The 19,190-nt window shown below is 50.2% G+C and carries 13 protein-coding genes; 6 read left to right on the top strand and 7 right to left on the bottom strand.

Annotation, left to right across the window (positions count from 1 at the left end; translation table 11 throughout):
• The first annotated feature begins 473 nt into the window (after positions 1-473).
• The 4 genes from PHQ97_14715 to PHQ97_14730 all read left to right on the top strand — a co-directional run bounded on the left by PHQ97_14715 (position 474) and on the right by PHQ97_14730 (position 8,001).
• Positions 474-1,535, top strand: a complete 1,062-nt coding sequence (locus PHQ97_14715) for a hypothetical protein (GenBank protein ID MDD4393985.1) — start codon at positions 474-476, stop codon at positions 1,533-1,535.
• Positions 1,536-1,960: 425 nt separating this feature from the next.
• On the top strand, positions 1,961-2,698 hold the full coding sequence (locus tag PHQ97_14720) for a rhomboid family intramembrane serine protease (GenBank protein MDD4393986.1): 738 nt from the start codon (positions 1,961-1,963) through the stop codon (positions 2,696-2,698).
• A gap of 528 nt (positions 2,699-3,226) precedes the next feature.
• A complete protein-coding gene (locus PHQ97_14725; protein ID MDD4393987.1) occupies positions 3,227-4,501 on the top strand; it encodes a DNA repair exonuclease in 1,275 nt (424 codons plus the stop codon).
• Positions 4,498-8,001 (top strand): AAA family ATPase, encoded by a 3,504-nt coding sequence (locus tag PHQ97_14730; GenBank protein ID MDD4393988.1) that lies wholly within the window; start codon positions 4,498-4,500, stop codon positions 7,999-8,001. The genes PHQ97_14725 and PHQ97_14730 overlap by 4 nt, the downstream gene beginning before the upstream one ends.
• A 213-nt stretch (positions 8,002-8,214) precedes the next feature.
• On the opposite strand, the gene PHQ97_14735 is transcribed toward PHQ97_14730, so the two are convergent.
• Together PHQ97_14735 and PHQ97_14740 are read right to left on the bottom strand one after the other, a co-directional pair.
• A complete protein-coding gene (locus PHQ97_14735; protein MDD4393989.1) occupies positions 8,215-9,147 on the bottom strand; it encodes a hypothetical protein in 933 nt (310 codons plus the stop codon).
• A gap of 1 nt (position 9,148) precedes the next feature.
• Positions 9,149-10,591 carry an MBOAT family protein gene (locus tag PHQ97_14740; protein ID MDD4393990.1) on the bottom strand — a complete coding sequence of 481 codons (1,443 nt, stop codon included), beginning with the start codon at positions 10,589-10,591 and terminating at the stop codon, positions 9,149-9,151.
• A 442-nt stretch (positions 10,592-11,033) separates the two neighbouring features.
• On the opposite strand from PHQ97_14740, the gene PHQ97_14745 reads away from it, so the two are divergent.
• Together PHQ97_14745 and PHQ97_14750 are read left to right on the top strand one after the other, a co-directional pair.
• The gene (locus tag PHQ97_14745; protein MDD4393991.1) at positions 11,034-12,851 is read left to right on the top strand and encodes a glycosyl hydrolase family 28-related protein; all 1,818 of its coding nucleotides are present in this window, start codon (positions 11,034-11,036) and stop codon (positions 12,849-12,851) included.
• Positions 12,852-13,369: 518 nt separating this feature from the next.
• The gene (locus PHQ97_14750; GenBank protein MDD4393992.1) at positions 13,370-14,170 is read left to right on the top strand and encodes an MYG1 family protein; all 801 of its coding nucleotides are present in this window, start codon (positions 13,370-13,372) and stop codon (positions 14,168-14,170) included.
• Between the two features lie 199 nt (positions 14,171-14,369).
• Here the strand turns inward: PHQ97_14750 and PHQ97_14755 are convergent, their stop codons facing one another.
• Genes PHQ97_14755 through PHQ97_14775 form a run of 5 tightly spaced genes read right to left on the bottom strand, consistent with a single transcriptional unit; the run spans position 14,370 to position 19,074 of the window.
• A complete protein-coding gene (locus PHQ97_14755) occupies positions 14,370-16,430 on the bottom strand; it encodes a TonB-dependent receptor (protein ID MDD4393993.1) in 2,061 nt (686 codons plus the stop codon).
• Positions 16,431-16,433: 3 nt separating this feature from the next.
• Positions 16,434-17,141 (bottom strand): ATP-binding cassette domain-containing protein, encoded by a 708-nt coding sequence (locus tag PHQ97_14760; GenBank protein ID MDD4393994.1) that lies wholly within the window; start codon positions 17,139-17,141, stop codon positions 16,434-16,436.
• 3 nt (positions 17,142-17,144) lie between these two features.
• The gene (locus PHQ97_14765; protein MDD4393995.1) at positions 17,145-17,906 is read right to left on the bottom strand and encodes an ABC transporter permease subunit; all 762 of its coding nucleotides are present in this window, start codon (positions 17,904-17,906) and stop codon (positions 17,145-17,147) included.
• Positions 17,866-18,816, bottom strand: coding sequence for a hypothetical protein (locus tag PHQ97_14770; protein MDD4393996.1), 951 nt, complete (start codon positions 18,814-18,816; stop codon positions 17,866-17,868). Before PHQ97_14770 ends, PHQ97_14765 begins: the two co-directional genes overlap by 41 nt.
• Positions 18,817-18,846: 30 nt before the next feature.
• Positions 18,847-19,074 carry an iron-only hydrogenase system regulator gene (locus PHQ97_14775; protein MDD4393997.1) on the bottom strand — a complete coding sequence of 76 codons (228 nt, stop codon included), beginning with the start codon at positions 19,072-19,074 and terminating at the stop codon, positions 18,847-18,849.
• Between the last annotated feature and the right edge of the window lie 116 nt (positions 19,075-19,190).

The following is a 19,190-nucleotide window of genomic DNA, read 5'->3' on the forward strand; positions in this document are numbered from 1 at the left end:
AAGGATTGTCAGTTTTTGATTTTGGCTGAATTGTTTCAAACTCATAACACTTTCTCCTTTTTTGGGGGGAGAAGAAAGTGTTACCCAATTTTTCTATGATTTGTATGCTTTTTTACTATCATAAACAGGTAAAATTCTGAATTAAACGCTAACGCATCATAATTTACCTGTTCCCATCAATGGAAATATTACTGATATCGATTTGATCAAGTTTTAGTTGATTTTGGATCAGTTTTCGCATAGCATTTTTGCCGTGAAGATTTTCTGTATTTTACTCATTATATCCGGTTTCGTAAAATCGGTATTTTTGTTATTTATTTCAATAAGTTATTATAACAAAAAAATGAGTAACCTGTGCAAGTAAAACCCGCACAGACCCAGAAAATCTTCATTTTTTTTAATGTTATAACGTACTGTCATTTAAAATACATACAATTCTTGTTCGGGCACGGATCAGGAGATTTTCCATAGTCATGAAACTGTTTCTGCTGGTTGCAATGGTTTTTTTTTCTACCTCTATGCTGCAGGCAGCCCAAGTTCCCCGCAGCGAAAAGGATCTGCCTATCTTTCCCGGTGCGGTAAGGGATAACGCCGCAGAAAACGAAACAATGACCCAGGAGAAAGATCTCCATGCCATGCCGATGGATACCAGTGAAGAGCATCCCATGATCGCGCGTTCGTTTTCCGTCTTCATCTACACTGTCGACGCACCGGCTGAAAAGGTTCTGCGCTTCTATCTGGAGAAACTGGGCGGGAAAGAAGATGAAGCTTCCGAGTATTTCTACGCGGGAAACACACCCTCCGGGTCGACCAGTCCGGTTTCCTACCGCATTGATTTCATCGATTTAAGCGTTTACAATCCGGAGGAAGCCGTTGAAGCCAGGGCGGAATTAGAAAAAGTCCGTGTACCCTTCGAGTTCGGTAACTGGGTTTCAAGTGCCGACTTTGTCTGGGAGGTCGGCGAAAAAAACGGGGATGTTTCAAACTTCGAACTCACCATACAGGATGATTATTTTCACAGATTCAATGCCCGGGGTGACAAAAAAGTGCAGGCCAGCATCGTCATCAGAAAAACCACTTACATGAATCCGGACGATGCACAGATGGCGCTTCAAAAATTCAACAATACGGAAGATGGGGTAGACGATTCCAGTCAGGGCAACATGGTCGGGGCCGCTACCCCTTTCAATCCCGAAGATCTGGGAATTACGGTCTACCCCGGCTCAGTTTATGATGCGGAAACCACCACTTTCTTACGGGAGAGCATGGGCCTTCAAGCCGGGGCTTACCAGTCGGAAGACAATTCCCGGAAAATTTCCCTTTTCTTTGAAAAATTCGGCTTGAAACGGATTCATGCCGATGAAAACGAAATATTACTGAAACGTTGCCGGGAAGAGTACAATCCCTGCCTGAAAAAGGCCATGAGTACCGGGGAATGCGATGTGGAAATCACCATCCAGAAGCCCTGGAGGGATATTAAAAATGGTGAACTCAGGCAAAACGCCCTGATTTCGATTGTGGATTGTTCGGAATAGCCGGGATAATTCCGCCGGAAACCGGATATCCGTTCGATTGACTCTGATCCGCTCTCAAATTCAGAGGTCCTCCGGCTAAGGGCTCGCTCAGAAATAAGTTCGCAATTTTAAGTATTGAGGCGCCTGTCCGGCAAGGCACGAAAGCGCAGGGATATCAAGCATATTCCGAGCTTTCGTAACGCGGCCAGACAGGATGCATCGGCGCTTGAAATGTGAAGTTATTTCTGAGTGAGCCCTAAGTCCTTACCCGGGCCACAATATCCGGCGCCCCCGCCCCTGACTTTTGTCTTTACTTCCTTCTTTATGTCGGTTATCTCCTTTATAATGCTTTTAAGAAAATACAGAGGCCGCAGTTGTTTCGTGTCAGTTTTCTCTCACCGCTTTTCCATGAAATTTTTTGAACTATTATATTTAGGAGATACGTATTGGCCCCTTATCGTACAGGAACCTCATTTGGATTTGGATCAAATTTGACACGGCTTGGAAAGCGACTTTTAATCATTTATAGTGTGATTTATGTTTTGGAGCTTTTGTTTGAAAACTGGCTGAAAATTCCAATTGCTGCATTGCTTCAGATTTATCCTGCAAGCTCCGATAGTTTTCATATCTGGCAGATTTTTACCCATCCATTTATCCACAATCCCCATGCACCCATCGGTTTTGTGATTAACTGCATCGTGTTTTATTTTTTTGCAGCACCGGTCGAAAAAGCATTTGGCTCAATCCGATTTTTAATCCTTTTTTATTTTTCCGCCTTCGGTGGTGCCTTATGCGGCCTTGCCTTCAGCAGCGTGTCTGGTTTTAATGCACCATTTATGGGCATGTTGCCAGGTTTGTTATCCCTGATAGTTGTTTTTGGATTGTTAAACACCGAAGCTACGATCTTGCTGATGTTTATTTTACCCATAAAAGCAAAATATCTCAGCTACGGGACTGCTTTAATGACCCTTTTGACCTTTTTAGCCAAAGCCAACCCATACGGTCCATATCATCTCGGCGGGATTCTTTGCGGCTATATCTATTTTAAAGGACCCAAAACGCTGTTTGATCCTAATTTAATCTATTTAAAATATCTCCAATGGCAACTAAAGAAAAAACGATCCAAATTCAGGGTAATCAGTAATGATGACAAAAAGGATGATGACAAAAGAACTTATCATTGACGGCTTTGGAATATCTGTTCGCTTATCTTGATTCCTTTTTTCAGGTTTTATAATAACGTTGTCATAATAATCGAAAAGCGGGGTAGCTTTTGAGGATTTAAAGGCACATCCATCAGCACCCCGCATGCTTGCATATAAAGAAAAAATTAAGGATTTTTTTGATAACGTGGGACTTGAGCATAACTGCGGCCATAACGTCGTGAGGACCGTCCCGGCCGTTTCCGGCTTCTCCAGCACGATACGGGGGGATGCCGGTGCGTTTTGGCAGAAATATCTGAAACTACCATTTTACATTTTCATTGAAGTCAGTGGCAGCCCTGGCTGACCCTGAGGCGTTATGTTCCCGGGAGGAATCAGAATGAAGCAGCTGGCCGTTTTAATACTCATTTTGCTTGTTACAATCTCGTTTTCCGGATGTGGTATCCCTGATCTTCCTGGCCCCATCGGAATCCCTGGACTTTAGAAAAAATCCCATAGCGTACGCAAGGGGGACAGGTCTCAACATTGATAAAAAATCGGGGGTAGGAAATGGATATCAAATCCATGGTTAAATTTATCCACACAGCAGATATACATCTCGATAGCCCGTTAAAAGGCCTTGAGGCGCATGAAGATGCGCCTGTTGAGCAGATTCGCGGGGCGACGAGGCGGGCCTTTGATAATCTGATTGACCTGGCTATAGAAGAGGAGGTTGATTTTATCCTCATTGCGGGTGATCTTTATGATGGTGATTGGAAGGACTACAACACCGGCCTTTTTTTCGCTGATCGGATGGGCCGATTGTCCAGGGCCGGGATCAAAGTTTTCATTGTTTCGGGAAATCACGATGCGGCCAGTCAGATCACCAGGGCCATGTCCTTGCCTGGCAATGTAACGCTTTTTTCTCCCCGAAAACCCCAGTCTGTAAAGCTTGATGACTTTGGTGTCATCATCCATGGCCAGAGCTATTCTTTTCGCTCAGTGACTGAGAACCTTGCCATCCAGTACCCTCAGAACGATCCCAGCTATTTTAATATCGGCCTGCTTCATACATCCCTGACGGGCCGGGAGGGGCATGAGGATTACGCGCCCTGCACGCTGGATGAACTGAAGTCAAAAGGTTATGACTATTGGGCCCTGGGCCATGTCCACAACCGGGAAATCGTTTCTGAAGACCCATGGATTGTCTTTCCAGGTAATATCCAGGGCCGCCATATCAAAGAAACCGGAGTCAAGGGCGCCACGCTGGTGACAGTAGAGGATGGGCGTATTACTGAGGTGAAAGCGCATGCGCTTGAAGTGCTGCGCTGGGCCACCTGTCAGGTGGATCTGTCTGAGTGCGAGACCTTAGATAGTGTTTGTGATGCGGTTCGGGAGGCCTTTGAACAAGAACTTGACCAGGCGGACGGCAAGGCCCTGGCCCTGCGTCTGGTTTTGACTGGAAAATGTCCGGTTCATGCCCAATTGTTTGATCGGACAGTGCAGTGGACCGAGGAATTCAGAGGCATTGCCGCCGGACTCGGTAACCTGTGGCTGGAAAAGGTGAAGTTTCAGACAAACCGTAAGGTGAGTCTTGAGGAAATCTTTGGCGAGGATACGCCAATTGCCGGTCTGCTGCAATCCATTCAACTTCTGAAACTCGATGGCGATACCCTCCTGGGCCTGGTGCCGGAGTTGTCTGTCTTGAAAAGTAAATTACCGGCTGAGATCCACAGCGGCGATGAGCCCTTTCTTGATCCATCTCCTGACAAAATCGCAGAGCTGCGAACTGATATGCAGGAACTTTTGATCGCCAAACTTCTTCAGCATGGAGGTGTCAGATGAGACTGAAGCGTATCAATCTGAAGGCCTTTGGTCCTTTCACTGACCGGATATTGGATTTTAACTCCGAGGCGCCTGGCCTTCACATTATTTTTGGTCCGAACGAGGCCGGGAAAAGCAGTTCACTTCGGGCGCTCAAGGCCCTGCTGTATGGATTTCCTCAACAGACGCCTGATAATTTCCTTCACAACTATGATCAACTTCTGGTAGGCGGCTGTCTTGAAAACAGTGCCGGAGAAGAAATTGTCTTTCAACGTCGGAAAAAACGTATTGGCGATGTGCTTGATGAGGCGGGTAATCCTCTTGATCTGGGTGTCTTAGCTCCATTTCTACACGGCGTTGAACCGGAAATTTTTGAATCCCTCTACGGCATTGATCATGACATTCTGGTGCGTGGCGGTGAAGACATTCTTGCTCAGAAGGGTGCGGTGGGCCAGGCGCTTTTTGCCGCTGGCGCAGGCATCTCCTCACTGCGGGAGGTCATTGATCAGCTTGAAAAAGAGGCGACCGGTCTGTTCAAGTCGGCAGGCCAACTGCCTGAGATCAACAAGGCGGTTAAAAGATTCAAGGAACTGCAGAAAGAGGCCAGGGCGGCCAGCCTTTCTTCTAGGGAGTGGAAAGATCATCAAAAAGCCCTGAAAAATGCTGAGGCTGAGCGGGCCGGTTTAGAAAAAGAGCGGGATTATAAGAATACAGAGTCGAATCGTCTGGATCGCTTGAAACAGGCCATTCCTGAGATGGCCTCTTTGAAATCCTGGCAGGACCAGCTGCTGGCCCTGGGCGAGATTATTCCCCTGAACCCTGGTTTTGCTGAAATGTACCGGCAGGTCAGCCAAAAAATGGGCGAGGCCAGGCAGCAATTACAGAGAGATACTGACCGCCAGGGAAAACTTGAAGAAAAGCGCCAGGCCATCTCGTTTAATAAGGAGCTGCTGAACCAGGCAGAGCGAGTGGATGATTTTCATCAGCGTCTGGGTGAATACCGCAAAGGTCAGAAGGACAAACCGGAAAGAAATGGTATGCGGATCAGCCTCCGCAGAGAGGCGGCCGGCTTGCTGCAGCAGGTGCGGCCGGATTTGAATCTGGAAGCGGTGGAGATGCTGCGGTCGGTGTTATCCAAGAAAAGAACTGTGCAGGCATTAAGCTCCCAATATGAGGCAATAAACCAGCAGCTTACGCTGGGGCAGAAGCAGAGCAAGGCAGCAGCGCAGGAGCGTAAGGATGTAGAAAAAGGCCTGGCTGCAATAGCCGGGGTCAGGGAGTCTTATCTCCTTCTTCAGGCCGTGAAGCTGGCGCAAAAGCTTGGAGATGTTGATGCACAGCTCCAACAGGGTATAAATGCCGTTGAACTGAACAAAAAAGAATGCCTTGCAACGCTCAAGCGGATTGGCCTCTGGTCTGGTGATTTGGTCGCACTCATGGAACTTACTCTGCCGCTTTCAGAAACCGTGCAGCAGTTTGAAAATAGTTACAGCCAGATTGCGGATGAAAAACGTGAGATTGAAAAGGATCGTAAAAAGTATGAGAAGGAGCTGAAAAACGCTCGGGCTGAAATTAAAAAGGTAGCGTATGTGGGCGAAGTTCCTTCAGAGGAGGCGTTGGCCCGGACCCGTGAAAAACGGGAGCAGGGCTGGCAGCTTTTGCGGCGGCAGTGGCTTGATCAGGAGGATGTGAACGAAGAGACTCTGTCCTATGATCCTGAACAGCCGCTTCCCGAGGCCTATGAGGGATATGTGGGGCAGGCGGATCTTATTGCCGACCGGCTGCGTCGAGAAGCTGACCGGGTAGCCAATGCAGCGGCCTTTCGGTCCCGGGTTGAGACCCTGCAAGAGACCCTGGCAGAGAATGACAGAGATAAAGAAGCGTTTGATCTGCGAGCACGATCGCTTTATGAAGACTGGAATCGATTATGGCAACCTGTTGGAATTACCCCGCTATCCCCAAAGGAAATGAGTGGTTGGCTGGCTGAAATGGATAAACTCCGCTTCAAGGTGGGGGATATTTTCAAAAAGGAGCAGGAAATCGGACGGGATTTAAAGCGGAGGAGAGAGCTTAAGCAGGCAGTACAAAAAGAGCTTAACGCCATGGGAGAAGAGGGAACGCCTGCCGGTGAAACGCTGGGTCCTGTTCTGATTTTGGCGGAGACAGTCCTGGAGAGGATTGCTGGCCAGAAGACGGAATTTGAAAAATTAAAAGAGCGGCAGAAAAAAGCGCAAAAATCTTTTCAGCAGGCAGAGGACGATCTTAAAAATGCGCAGGAGGCCCTGTCCAGGTGGCAGGAGCAGTGGCGAAAGGCACTTTTGGGTTTGGGACTTAAGAACGAGGTTTCCACGCTTGAAGCCATTGACCTTATTGAGACCCTGCAGAGCTGCTTTGACAAATTGAAAGAGGCAGATGATCTTAAAAAACGCATTGACGGCATTGACCGGGATGCGGCTGAATTTGAAAAGGAGGTTAAAGCCCTGCTTGAGAAGGTGGCCCCTGACATGCCGACCTTGCCTGCGGACCAGGCAGTTCTGCAATTGCGGACCATGCTCAGCCATGCACAGAAGGACGGCACCCTGTATGATAAACTTTCTGAGGAGTTAGAATCGCTGCAGGAAGAGGTTTCTGTGGCCAAAAAAACATTGCAAAGTGCAAATGAGCAGATGGATGAACTCCTTCGGATAGCCAAATGTGAAAAGCCGGAAGCGTTGCCGTCGGTCATCGGCAAGTTTACGGAATATCAGAGGCTGCAGGAGAAAATTTCTGATACTGAGGCAATTCTGGCCAGAATCGGGGCGGGTGTGCCGCTTGAAGCGCTTTCCAGGCAGGCGGCAGAGGTTAATGCCGATGAATTGCCCGGCCTGATAGAGTCGTTGAGAAGGGATATTGAGGAAAGGATAAATCCTGAGATCAATAAAATCTCTCAGACGATCGGCGAAAAAAACACCCGGCTTGCCGCTATGGATGGCAGTGCCAGGGCGGCTGAGACCGTGGAGGAAATGGAACAGGAGCTGGCCAGGATACGGCGACTGGCTGAAAGGTATGCGCTGTTGAAGCTGGCCGCAAAAATTTTGCAGCAGGAAGTTGAACGCTACCGGGAAGAACATCAGGACCCGGTTTTGAAAATTGCCTCCGGGTATTTTAACGATTTGACCATGGGCTCCTTTGCCAGCCTGCGTACCGATGTGAATGATAAGGGGGAACCTGTTCTTGTTGGTGTACGGCCGGATAACCTGCGTCTGACAGTAGAAAAAATGAGTTCCGGAACCCGTGACCAGCTTTTCCTTGCCCTGCGCCTGGCCACCCTGGAGTGGCGCCTTGAAACCAGCGAGCCCATGCCCTTTATTGTGGATGATGTTCTGATCAACTTTGATGATGACCGGTCCATGGCAACCCTTACCGTGTTGGCTGATTTATCAAAGAAGAATCAGGTGATTCTTTTTACCCACCACAGGCAGATTGTGGAAGCGGCGAACCGTATTAAAAGGGGGGACGTAATTCAAATCCACGAGTTGTGAGTGAAAAATTTAAAAAACTGGATCCGCGAGTAAACTCATTTTCATGCACGCTGAATAGTTACCAAATCAACCACGGATGAACGCGGATAAAAAAAATCCGTGCCAATCCGCGTAGATTTTTGCGGCAAAAAATGCGTGCTCAAACAAAAGGGGCGATGAAGCTCCGGCTCGATGCCGGAGCTATCCGGGTTCATGCCGCCGGAGGGCGGCTGTTCAATCGGTTACGGGCTTTCCCTGAAGTATCGGTTTAAGATAGTTTTTGGTAAAATATGAAATGCCGGTCTTGTTAAAGTGCATGTGATCGTAATAGTAGCGTTTGTCCTGAACCCTTTCCACGAGGTTGTAATACCTCACGTGCGGCTCGCAGGCGGCCGCTTTTAATTTTTTATCCACCTTTTCAACGCCCGGAAAGTCAGGTATTAAAATCGGAAGCATAATATAGGTGATGGTGCTGTTGTTCTTTTTGACCAGCGCATCGATCGTATCTACGAGCCGGCTGTATTTTTCAAAATTTTTATCCCGATACAGACTCAGGTAATGCGCCCTGGCCTCCTGAAGTTTTTCCGGGTCGATGGCTGCCAGGGTGTTTTCCGTCAGGCCCGGCGCGTCATAGCGGGTGAAGTTTTTCCAGTCTTTTTTTGCAATCATCTGCAGGTAGGAAACGATGCGGTCCAGCGGATAATGGCGGGCAATCAGTTTCCAGAAAATGGAAATTTCAAAGGGTTCGTCACGCAGAAAAAAATTGTTATTCTCGTTGTTGATGGAACAAAAAAACACCCAGGGATCAATCAGGTAGATGATATGATCCGCGGTATTTCCCTGATCGAAAAAATGGGACAGGTGAAGCTCGGCGGGCATCAGGCCGCCGCCACCGCCTTTGGACAGGTTGATGACCGATTTGCCCAGTATCTGCTCCACCCGCCGGTGGTTGGAATCCCGGGAAAAAACGCGGGCCCTTGACGTGCCGAGAATTGCGACACCGTAATGCGTGTTTTTACCCATCACCAGCAGGTTCGACTCGGTTTCCCAGTTGTTCAGGTGGATATCCCGACTTCGTCCGGAAAAAGAGTACAGCAGGCCCGCCATGATACCAAGGTTCAGAACGCCGAATACCAATACCTTTATGATAAACTTTTTTATCTGCATACTAAAATTGAAAATAGATAAATTCCTGTTTAACGCCAAAAATGCCCGAGATGACGATGGCCCAGACAGCTGCCGTATAGGCCATCCAGCGCACCATCAGCGGCAGCCGCTCCATGTAATGATCGAACCGTATCCTGCGCTCTTTCAGGTGAACGCCGATCAGGATCAGAATCAGTACGATACTCATCATAAAAGAAAATTTTCCGGCGACATACAGCCCTGTTTTCCCCGTATTGATCACGAATATTTTTGTGATGATGGTCAGCGCATCACCGACCGTATTGGCCCGAAAAAAAATCCAGGCGAAACAAACCAGCGACAGGGTGATCAACACCCGAAAGGCTTTGTTGAAAAACGACTGCTCATCCGGAAACAGTTTAACGGCCATCCGATGCACGAAATCCCCGGTTACGGTTTCCATGACCAGGTAGCATCCGTGAAGGGCTCCCCAGATCAGAAAGGTCCAGTTGGCGCCATGCCAAAGTCCGCTGAGCAGGAAGGTAACCATCAGGTTGTAATACCATCGCCATTTCACGACGCGGTTGCCGCCCAGGGGGATGTAGATATAATCCCTGAACCAGCTCGTCAGAGAGATGTGCCAGCGCTGCCAGAACTCACGGACGGATTTGGAAAAATACGGACGCTTGAAATTCTCCACCAGGTCATAGCCCATGACCCGCGCGGCCCCGATCGCCATATCGGAATAGCCCGAAAAATCGCAGTAGATCTGAATGGCAAAAAAAATCGTCGCAACGATAAAAGTCGCGCCCTGGTAGTCGTCCACATGATTGTAGACCCGGTTGACATAAATGGCCAGCTGATCGGCAATGACCACTTTTTTGAACAGCCCCCAGAGCATTCGGCGAAGGCCGTTGGTTACCCGTTTGTAATCAAACGAATGCGCCTGCCGGAATTGCGGCAGCAAGTGGGCGGTCCGTTCAATGGGGCCAGCCACCAGCTGCGGCCAGAAGGCCACAAACAGTGCAAAGATTCCCAGGTGTTTTTCCACCCGGGCGCTGTCCTTATACACGTCGATGGTGTAGCTCAGGGTCTGGAAGGTATAAAATGATATCCCGACCGGCAGCAGCACGTCAAAGGTCGGGGTATTGTAAAAAATGTTCACCGCATTGAAGGCATTCTGAACGGAATCGCTCACGAAGTTGAAGTACTTGAAAAAAAACAGGATGCCCAGATTGGTGGTCAGGCTGAGCAGCAGATATTTTTTCTTCGCCGCCCTGCCGGGTGTCTTCGCCATCTGCAAACCGGCATAGTAGGCGATCAGTGTCGAAGCGGCAATCAGAACGATGTACTCGACCTTCCAGCACATGTAAAAATAGTAACTGGCGGCCAGCGACATCATCCACCGGTACCGGTGAGGAATCGTAAAATACAGCCCGACAACGGCCACAAAAAAAATAGCGAATTGAAATGAGTTGAATACCATGACGCGCCCGAACAAATTTATTATCGTTACATCACAGGAAAAATCCCATGCAGATGCTAACGATTGAAGATAATTCAAAATTTTTTCGAACAAACTGCCCAATGAGATGCGCGGAAGTTGTGCCTGTTTGAACGCCTTGCCCAACGCCAATTGTCCATTTCATCAGAAAACGGCTCAGGTTACAACCGGATTTTTCAGGTTCATCGCATCAATGGGCAGATGGGCTTTAGAAAAGTTCCGCCTTCCTCACGGCCCGTGTCATTTTTCGCGTTAAATAGAAAATCATGTATGAACACGTGTTATGATACGCGATATTGACAATATATTTCGGATATGATCTGTTTTTCTTAATCGTGGCGGATCATACAAACCGAACCACATCATTTTTTATGCTCTGGCAATGGGGAGGCTCATTGAAGCAGTTATCCGATAAAAGACGTCGATGGAAAATCATCACGGGCGTATTGGCGGCCGGCATGGTTATTTTTGCAGCCGGAATTTCAGGGGGGGGCATGAATCCGAACCGGCTGATACCTCCGGCAGCAAATGGGTTCCGGCCGTCTGGAATGACTATTTGCTCAACGGGCCGACCGAGGACCATCTTCCCGATTTTTCCCGTGCCGGTTACCAGATGGGCTCCCGGCCGATTCCCGACATCCGGGGGCCTGTCTTTGATGCTACGGCTGCCGGGTTCGGCGCTGTCCCCGGTGATGCCCGCGACGATACAACGGCCATTCAGTTGGCCATCGATGCAGCGGGTGCTGCCGGCGGCGGGGTGGTTTTTCTTCCCGCCGGCCGCTACGATGTCCATCAGACGGCTGACGCCCCCTTTCTTCGCATCACCCATGATCATGTGATCCTTCGCGGTGCGGGATCCGAACCGTCCGGAACGGTCCTTCACCTGGGAGCACCGGGGCCCGGAACCACCGTTCGACGGCTGGGAACCGTACCTGCCGAACAGGAAGCCCGCCACCGGACTGCCGTGGCCGTGATGGGATCGGAAGACAGGCGGGAACTGGCCCGTTACACAGGAACTGTAACACGCGGGCAGACGCTGGTAAACGTATCGGACACCTCGAGTCTGGTTGCAGGGCACCCTGTGGTCATCGAATTTCATGATCCGCTCATCGACGTCAGGCAACCGGATCCGGAAAAAGTGGATATCGCCGTCCAGCTGACCCATCCCTTCCGGCTGGTTGAGGGCCAGACCGACACTTTTGGAAACGCGGCCCGTACCATCTCATGGATCGTAAAGGTGGAAGAGATTCTCGACAGCCACAGACTTCGTCTGGCGGAGGCCGCCCGTTTCAACCAGTTCGAGCGCTACAAACCCGTCATTTATTCCTTTGCCGGCGTCCATGGCGTGGGAATCGAACATCTGCGCCTGGAAAGCAGTTGGCCCGGAGGCTACCGGCATCATAAACCCTTTGTGGGAAACGATGGCGCCATCGTTCGGAGCGCCAAAGAGCAGGACTACCTGTGGGGCGGGCTGTGGTTCAGTTACGCCTGCGATGGATGGGTCAGAAACGTTGTCATCAAGGATTTGACCCAGGGGATCAATTTCAGTCATTGCGCGGATGTCACGGTTCAGGACTTGAATTTTCAGGGACTCAGCGGACACGCGGGAATCACCATCGGCCAGAGCCATGGAATTCTGGTGAAACGCGCTCATTTCTTCTCCAGGCTGGTTCACCCGGTGACGCTCACCATGTGGGCCTCGGGCAACGTGATCTCCGACTGCGAAGCTCACTATGAAGGCAGGGATGATTTTAGCGGAACTGACGCCGCCATCGACTTTCACGGTCTCTTTCCCCATGAAAATCTTTTCGACAACCTGCGGGGTTTTTATGTCTGTCCCGGCGGCGATCTGAGCGTTCTGCCCCATGCGGGTGTCCGTAATGTGTTCTGGAACATCCGGGTGCCTGAGCGGATGGAGTGCTACACCTGCGAAAAGGCGGATGAATTTGCCCGCACCTTTGACTATCAAAGCACTTCGTCAGGGACGCCGGACACCATGTTCGAGCACCTGCCTCAGGCATTTTTTATCGGCCTTTACCGCAAGGGCAACCGCAGGGTCAAGGTGGGCGACTCCGCCTCCGACCGGCACAATGCCTGGATGACGGTAGAGGGGCTTAATCGAAACAATTTGGCCATTTCATCCCTTTACAATGCCCAGCGCGACAACCATTGCAAGAACGTTGTCAAGGCGTTGGGCAGCAGGGGCTGCAGGGAAAAAAGGATCACCCCCTTGGGTATTTAATAATGGTCGCCAGCGCTTACCTGCAGATATTTTTTCCTTGCGCCGCTGAGGCTTTCGATTTTTGAAGCATTATCTGACCCCGCTTTTTTTTAGCAGCGGCAACGCCTTCCCCATCTTATCCAGAGAGCTTATCGGCTCGGCAATCTGCTTTCTCAAAAAAATAATCGCCGCAATCAAGCGATTTAAGGTGTTATGCAATCTATTTCAGCAGAGCTTATTGCCGAGGTCATTCGACATTTTAGCCATCAAACATAAAAATAAATAATTGCCTTTAGTGGGGAAAAACTCATGTCAAAACAGTGCTTGTATGTCAAGGGCTCAGATGATCCGATATTCGCTTGCCCGGGTTCCAGAATATTTTCCGAAATATTTTCCGATTGACACTTAACGCATATACATTAAAATTTTTATTTTAATGCTTTTTATGACATGCTAAAGGCACTGGTAAAAATAATTTTATGATAAGTCCAATATCTCCGGAACATATATGTTGAAACCAACAACCCATGGAGTTTCAGATGAAAAAATTAATAATCACACACCCCGGTGGAGCCCATTTTGATGAATTTTTCGCAGTGTCTCTGATACTGGCGGTTCACCCGGATACGGATTTTACCATAGTGCGGCGGGAACCCATTCAGGAGGAGCTGGACAATCCGGCGGTGTGGGTGGTTGATGTGGGAGACCGATATGAGCCGGCCCTGAAAAATTTTGATCACCATCAGGATATTGACCTGAATGCGAGCTTTGTGCTGGTGGCCAGGTATCTGAACCTTGACCGGCGGCTTCAGGACATGCCGTGGTGGACATTCAAAGACAGAATTGATCGCTTCGGTCCGTTCAGGGTTGGCGCTGAGCTGGGTGTAAAGAGTCTTCTTCCGAGTTACAGCCCTGTTGAAACCTGGCTCCTGAAGCGGTTTGAGCAGTCTCCACTGGAACTGTATCCGCTGATGCGGTCATTCGGGCAACACATTTTAGAAGAGGCCGACCACCTGAAGGCGCAGTTTGATTTCTGGGATCAGTGCGAGAAGGTGACCCTGAACGGCAGAATTGTGATGATCGGCTTGACCACCGATTCAGACGGTGCGGAATGGTACAGCGCTCAGATGGAGACACCGGCATCCATCGTCATTACGCATGACAGCCGTCGCAGCGGATGGAGGCTTGCAAGAATCAGGGATGCTGAGGGGGTTGATTTTTCGAAACTCGAGGGGCACGACTGCATTCTGTTTGCGCACAAGACCGGCTTTATGGCCAAAACAAAAGAGCAGCTTCCCATCGATGAGGTATTAAAATTGATCAGCCTGGCACTGGACTAGATCAGCCCTGAAGGACGGACTGATGCGCACTATTGCTGGAGCACTTCGTTTAAGACAGGAAGCAGGCAACAAAATTGCGAACTTATCTCTGAGCGCGCCCTCAGTCCGTAGCCTGATGATCAAATTACTCAAAAAATGGGATATTCCTATACGATTGAATTGATAAAACACAATTCCATCACCGCGGCTCATCCAACTTTCAGAATTTCATCTGCCATACCGCAATCAGATTTGTTCCGGCTTCCTTGAGATCGATGCCGCGGGATGTCGACAGGTAATTCCGGTAGGCAGCGTTGGTGATGTTCTCCGCACCCAAAATCAATTCGTTGTCTGCATAAAACGCATTGAACCGGAAACCGACACGGGCATTGAAGGTGATCCATCCATCGGTTGTGTCCTCATCATCCGGTACGTTGTCCTGTTTGAGCGCCCAGTCGGTCCCCAGCTTAAACCACCATGACTTCATCGGATCGAACCGGACACTGAGCATGCCTTTGAGCGGCGGAATGAAGGGAAGATCGTCATTTTCTGTGGTATCCCGGCCTGTTGTATAAGCAATGTTGGCCTCTATCAGCCAGCCGTCGATGAAATTCCATGACACTTCGGCTTCCGCTCCATAAATTTCCGCCTCGTTGACATTGGCGCTTTCGTAGAGTGCGGGGGTGATTTTCTGATCGATGATCAGATCCTGCAGCCGGTTGGCGAAAAGACCGGAATGAAAATGAACGCGGGATGCGTCGTAATGCAGGCCGAATTCAAAGAACAGGGATCGTTCCGGATCCAGGTCCGGGTTTCCCCGGGACACAATGCCACCGGCCAGGTTGAGGTATTTGAACCGTTCGAGGATAGTGGGCGCACGGTAACTGGAGGCGCAGATACCCGTCAGGGACCATTCGGATGCAACATGCCACGTGAGGCCGGCATGCGCGTTCCAGGTGATATCGTCCCATGTCCGGGCCGGCCAGAGTTCCGGGTTCGGAGTCGTCGGGGCAGGGGGCAGAATCCAGGTGTCGGCCGCATCGTTTTCCATCGAGATATAATCGATCCGGGCGCCGAGATTTACGGTCCAGGTATCGGACAGATGCCAGTCATCCTCGGCAAACCCGCCCGCCGACAGCTGGTCGGCCGTCGGGGTGGGCCGGTCGATTCCAATGGCTCCGGATTTAAATTCGGTTTCCCGTTCGGATTCCATATGCCAGTTCCACACGTCCAGACCGGTGATCATCTGGTGGGGTCCGGTTTTCAGTGTGTTTTGCCATTTTATCCCCATCGTTTCATGGTCTGCGGAAGGGCAGAGCCGCTCTTTGGGAAAAGCGGCCGGAAGTTCGTCGATTTGGACGCGGCGGTCGATTTTCTGATAAAATGCCTTGACTGCCGATTGCTTGAGCAACGGACCGTCGGGGGAAATCGTATGGCTTGCGGTTATCTCGGTTTCGGTGCTGCGCGGGTAGGTGACCCTGGCAGTTGTCGGCAGCGGTGCGGTTCCTGTCCCCGGAATGCCGACATCTTCGGCTTCATATGTCCGTACGGAAAACTCGGTGACAGCGCCGGAATTCCATTTTTTACCCATGCTGGCTCTGCCCTGCCGGTCGTCAAACTGACTGTTGGGCATTTCTTCAGAATCCCCCGTGTCGTAACTGCCGTAGTCCCGACGGCTGCCGGATGCGTAAACCCAGATGTCGGGACTTTCATAGGCGGCGTTGGCGTAACTGCTATACCCCGACGGGTTACTGCCCAATCCCCCGGACACGGTTCCGCTCCATGCGGGCGTTGACGTGAAACAGCCTTTTCGGGTAATCACATTGACCACACCTCCGATGGACCCCGATCCGTAAAGCGCGCTGATGGGACCTTTCAGCACCTCGATGCGCTCGATATCCATGGGATCGATCAGTCCGAAACGGGCATTGATATCCGTGGACGTATTAACCCGGCAGCCGTCAATCAACAGCACCACCGAATCCCTGCTCAATCCCCGGATGTTGATGTCCGAACCCCATGCCGAATCGGATGACAGGCTGACCCCCGGAATCAGGGCGGCGATATCGGACAGACTTGGCGCCTGGGCCTCCAGGATGTCTTCGGCTTGAACTGTGCCCGTACCGCCGGGTGTGGATGAAATCAGGCTTTGCGTACCGCGGGCGCTGACGATGATATCTGACAGGCAGCTTTCCCCGGCATGCCCGGTCGCGGACGGCAGGGTAAAGGCCGACAGCACCAGCATCGTAATAACAATCTGCTTCAGTTTTTGATCGATCATAATTCAGACTCCTTTCGGTGATTCCTGTTGCAAAGGAAACGGTTCCCCGAGCAGTGAATTGGCCAGGGTGAATCGGTCGGTATGGGCATCGAACCGCATCACCCGGCTCCCGGAGAGAGGCGTAGAATTGAAAAAAAGGATGTTATCCGAAACCAGGGGGATTTCATCCAGGTTGTGGGTGACCAGCATCATGGCGGTATCCGGGTATCGATTACGAATAAAATCGATGATGGCGCGTTTTGAATTCATATCGATGGAGCTGAACGGCTCGTCCATCAGAATCAGTTGAGGGCGAAGGAGAAACCCCCTTATGAGGGATACCTTCTGCTTCATGCCGCCGGAGATCTCGAATGGGTAATGAGTTTCAAATCCTTTCAGACCGGCGGTTTCCATCCATTCGTTGTAGAGAGTCCGGATGGAGGTATCCATTCGGGTTCGTGTGATCCGCAGCGGGTAAATGATATTTTCCTCCACGGTTTTATACCAGAACAGCGACGGATTCTGGAAAACGGTCGCAACCGGTCGGGCCGAAATCTCGAAACGGCCTTTGTAATCCGGGTCCAATCCGGAGAGAATTTCCAGAAGAGTGGACTTGCCCGCTCCGGAAGGCGCGAAAATGCACACTTTTTCCGCGGGACCGATATGAAAGCTCAGGTCTTCGATGACTTTCTTATTTCCGTAGTTCTTGTAAAGATGATTAACGCTTAACATGACTCAATCCGGGTAAAGGTATTTTTTGAATAACAGGCCGAATACCGTATGAACGCAGATCTGGTAGACAACCACCACAAAGACCACCACAAAAAGGTAAAAAAAGACGGCCGTCATGTCGAAATAAATTTTTGAGACGTTCAACAGGTATCCGATGCCGTTGTCCGATGCAATGAACTCACCGATCAGGGCTATCTTGACGGAAAATACCATGCCGGTGGTCAGGTTGCTGCGGATGGTCGGTACCAGAGACGGCAGATACAGGTCCCGCACAATTTCCTTCCACCCGCCGCTGAACGACCGGATCAGTTTTTCCAGCCGGCCGTGTTGTTTCATCAGGCTGCTGCTCGTATGGATCGCCAGAAGCGGCGTTGTCAGGGTAATGATCAGCATGAACGGGGCCATGTTTCCGACGCCGAAAATCAGCAGAAAAATAATGCCGAGAATAGTCCCCGGAAGCACCTGGATGATCAGCATCAGCGTTTCCACGTGACGGCTGATTTTCAGGATATGGGCAGACAGGCCGATCAGGGTTCCGAGCACGATGGCCACCAGAAAACCGCTTGTGATGCGAAGGAAGGTGATGCCAAGGTTGTTCAGAAATTTCCGGTCACAGTAACCGCCGAACTCTCCGATGATATCCACGGGAGACGGCACGGTGCAGGAATCAAAGAAAAGCGCCGTCACGTACCAGCCCGTCAGAAATATTCCCAATGCCACCAGATTATGGCGTATCGGAATAAAAAAAGCATTCAAACGATTCATCCAGGGGTGCTCCTATGGTCTGGTAGTAGGTTGTGATAACGGCTTTGGCCTGTCGGCAGCTCATGGATGTAAATTGCGTGTTCCGGAGTGCCGAAAGCAGTATCCCGGGCGGGCAATTCATCTCGGTCGTCAACTGATGCGCGTATCGTTCTGGATCGCACCGGACCTCCTCGACGGCCTGTGACAGGTGCCGGTTCAATTGATTGATCAGGCTTTTGTGCTCATACGCCCATGAGCGTTTTGTAAAAATACCGATTTGGGGATACCCGTTGCTTCCCCCGGTATATTTCTCCCACAGGTCCCTGTAGCTCAGGGAAATGAAATTTTCCGGAGCGGCAGTGCTCATGGAGGCAAACGGCTCCGGCAGCACGGCGGCAAAAATTCGTTTATTTTCAAGCATTTTCTGAGAAAATGCCGGCTCGCAATAGCCGATCATGATGTCGCGGTTCCACTTAAGCCCTTCTCGCTCGATAAAAATTTTTGTAATTTCCTCGATGGGGCAGCCGCGAAACGGCAGATAAAGGATTTCGCCTGCCAGGTCCCGGAAACCGGAGATTTTGTTTCCTCGGGTAACCAGATAGCTCATGCCCGTAACATACGTGCTGATAATGCATATCGGAATATTTCGGCGAAACAATCTCACCCCCACGGACAGCCCGGTGGACAGAATCCGGACATCGTCTTTTAAAAAAAGGGCATGGGCCTGGGAGTGATTGCTAAAAAAGTGAAAATCCACATTGCCGAGGGATTTGGCTGCCAGAAACAAAGGAATCGACGAGGGCGTCGCCGGCGCAAAGATGCGGATATTTTTGCCAGCGGCAACTTCCGAAGCGTTTAAAAGAAACACCGACATGTAAAACGTCAGGACCAGCGGCAGAATCACACGATATGATGCCCGTAGTCGATTCATTGCATGTTCTCCATCGGATGGCAGAATCGGTCAGACAAGGTTGGATTTGACCTGAACATCGAAAAGGTTGCCGAGTTTTCCGGTCAGTGCACCCAGCTCATCCGTGGTTGCCTCGATGATCAGCGATACGACGCTGATGTTTTTTTCCTTGTAAGGAATGCCCATCCGGCCGATGATGATATGACCGTAATCGCTCAGAATTTCATTGACCCGGCCGGCAGTGGATTTTCTGTTTTTTATGATAATACCTATGATCACAATATTCAGTTGGATTAAGCTAACGAATGCGCGTCGGCAATTAGTTGGATGATTTGATCAGGGAGAGAATGATTTTTTATCAGCTTTCCAAAACCCGGCAATATTCGATCTGCATC

The sequence above is a fragment of the Desulfobacterales bacterium genome, assembly GCA_028704555.1.
Taxonomy (GTDB): domain Bacteria; phylum Desulfobacterota; class Desulfobacteria; order Desulfobacterales; family JAQWFD01; genus JAQWFD01.

Excerpts from the sequence above, each read along its gene's own strand:
- PHQ97_14715 (MDD4393985.1), top strand. The coding sequence starts at position 474 with ATGAAACTGTTTCTGCTGGTTGCAATGGTTTTTTTTTCTACCTCTATG.
- PHQ97_14725 (MDD4393987.1), top strand. The coding sequence starts at position 3,227 with ATGGATATCAAATCCATGGTTAAATTTATCCACACAGCAGATATACAT.
- PHQ97_14730 (MDD4393988.1), top strand. The coding sequence starts at position 4,498 with ATGAGACTGAAGCGTATCAATCTGAAGGCCTTTGGTCCTTTCACTGAC.
- PHQ97_14735 (MDD4393989.1), bottom strand. The coding sequence starts at position 9,147 with ATGCAGATAAAAAAGTTTATCATAAAGGTATTGGTATTCGGCGTTCTG.
- PHQ97_14740 (MDD4393990.1), bottom strand. The coding sequence starts at position 10,591 with ATGGTATTCAACTCATTTCAATTCGCTATTTTTTTTGTGGCCGTTGTC.
- PHQ97_14745 (MDD4393991.1), top strand. The coding sequence starts at position 11,034 with ATGGAAAATCATCACGGGCGTATTGGCGGCCGGCATGGTTATTTTTGC.
- PHQ97_14750 (MDD4393992.1), top strand. The coding sequence starts at position 13,370 with ATGAAAAAATTAATAATCACACACCCCGGTGGAGCCCATTTTGATGAA.
- PHQ97_14755 (MDD4393993.1), bottom strand. The coding sequence starts at position 16,430 with ATGATCGATCAAAAACTGAAGCAGATTGTTATTACGATGCTGGTGCTG.
- PHQ97_14760 (MDD4393994.1), bottom strand. The coding sequence starts at position 17,141 with ATGTTAAGCGTTAATCATCTTTACAAGAACTACGGAAATAAGAAAGTC.
- PHQ97_14765 (MDD4393995.1), bottom strand. The coding sequence starts at position 17,906 with ATGAATCGTTTGAATGCTTTTTTTATTCCGATACGCCATAATCTGGTG.
- PHQ97_14770 (MDD4393996.1), bottom strand. The coding sequence starts at position 18,816 with ATGAATCGACTACGGGCATCATATCGTGTGATTCTGCCGCTGGTCCTG.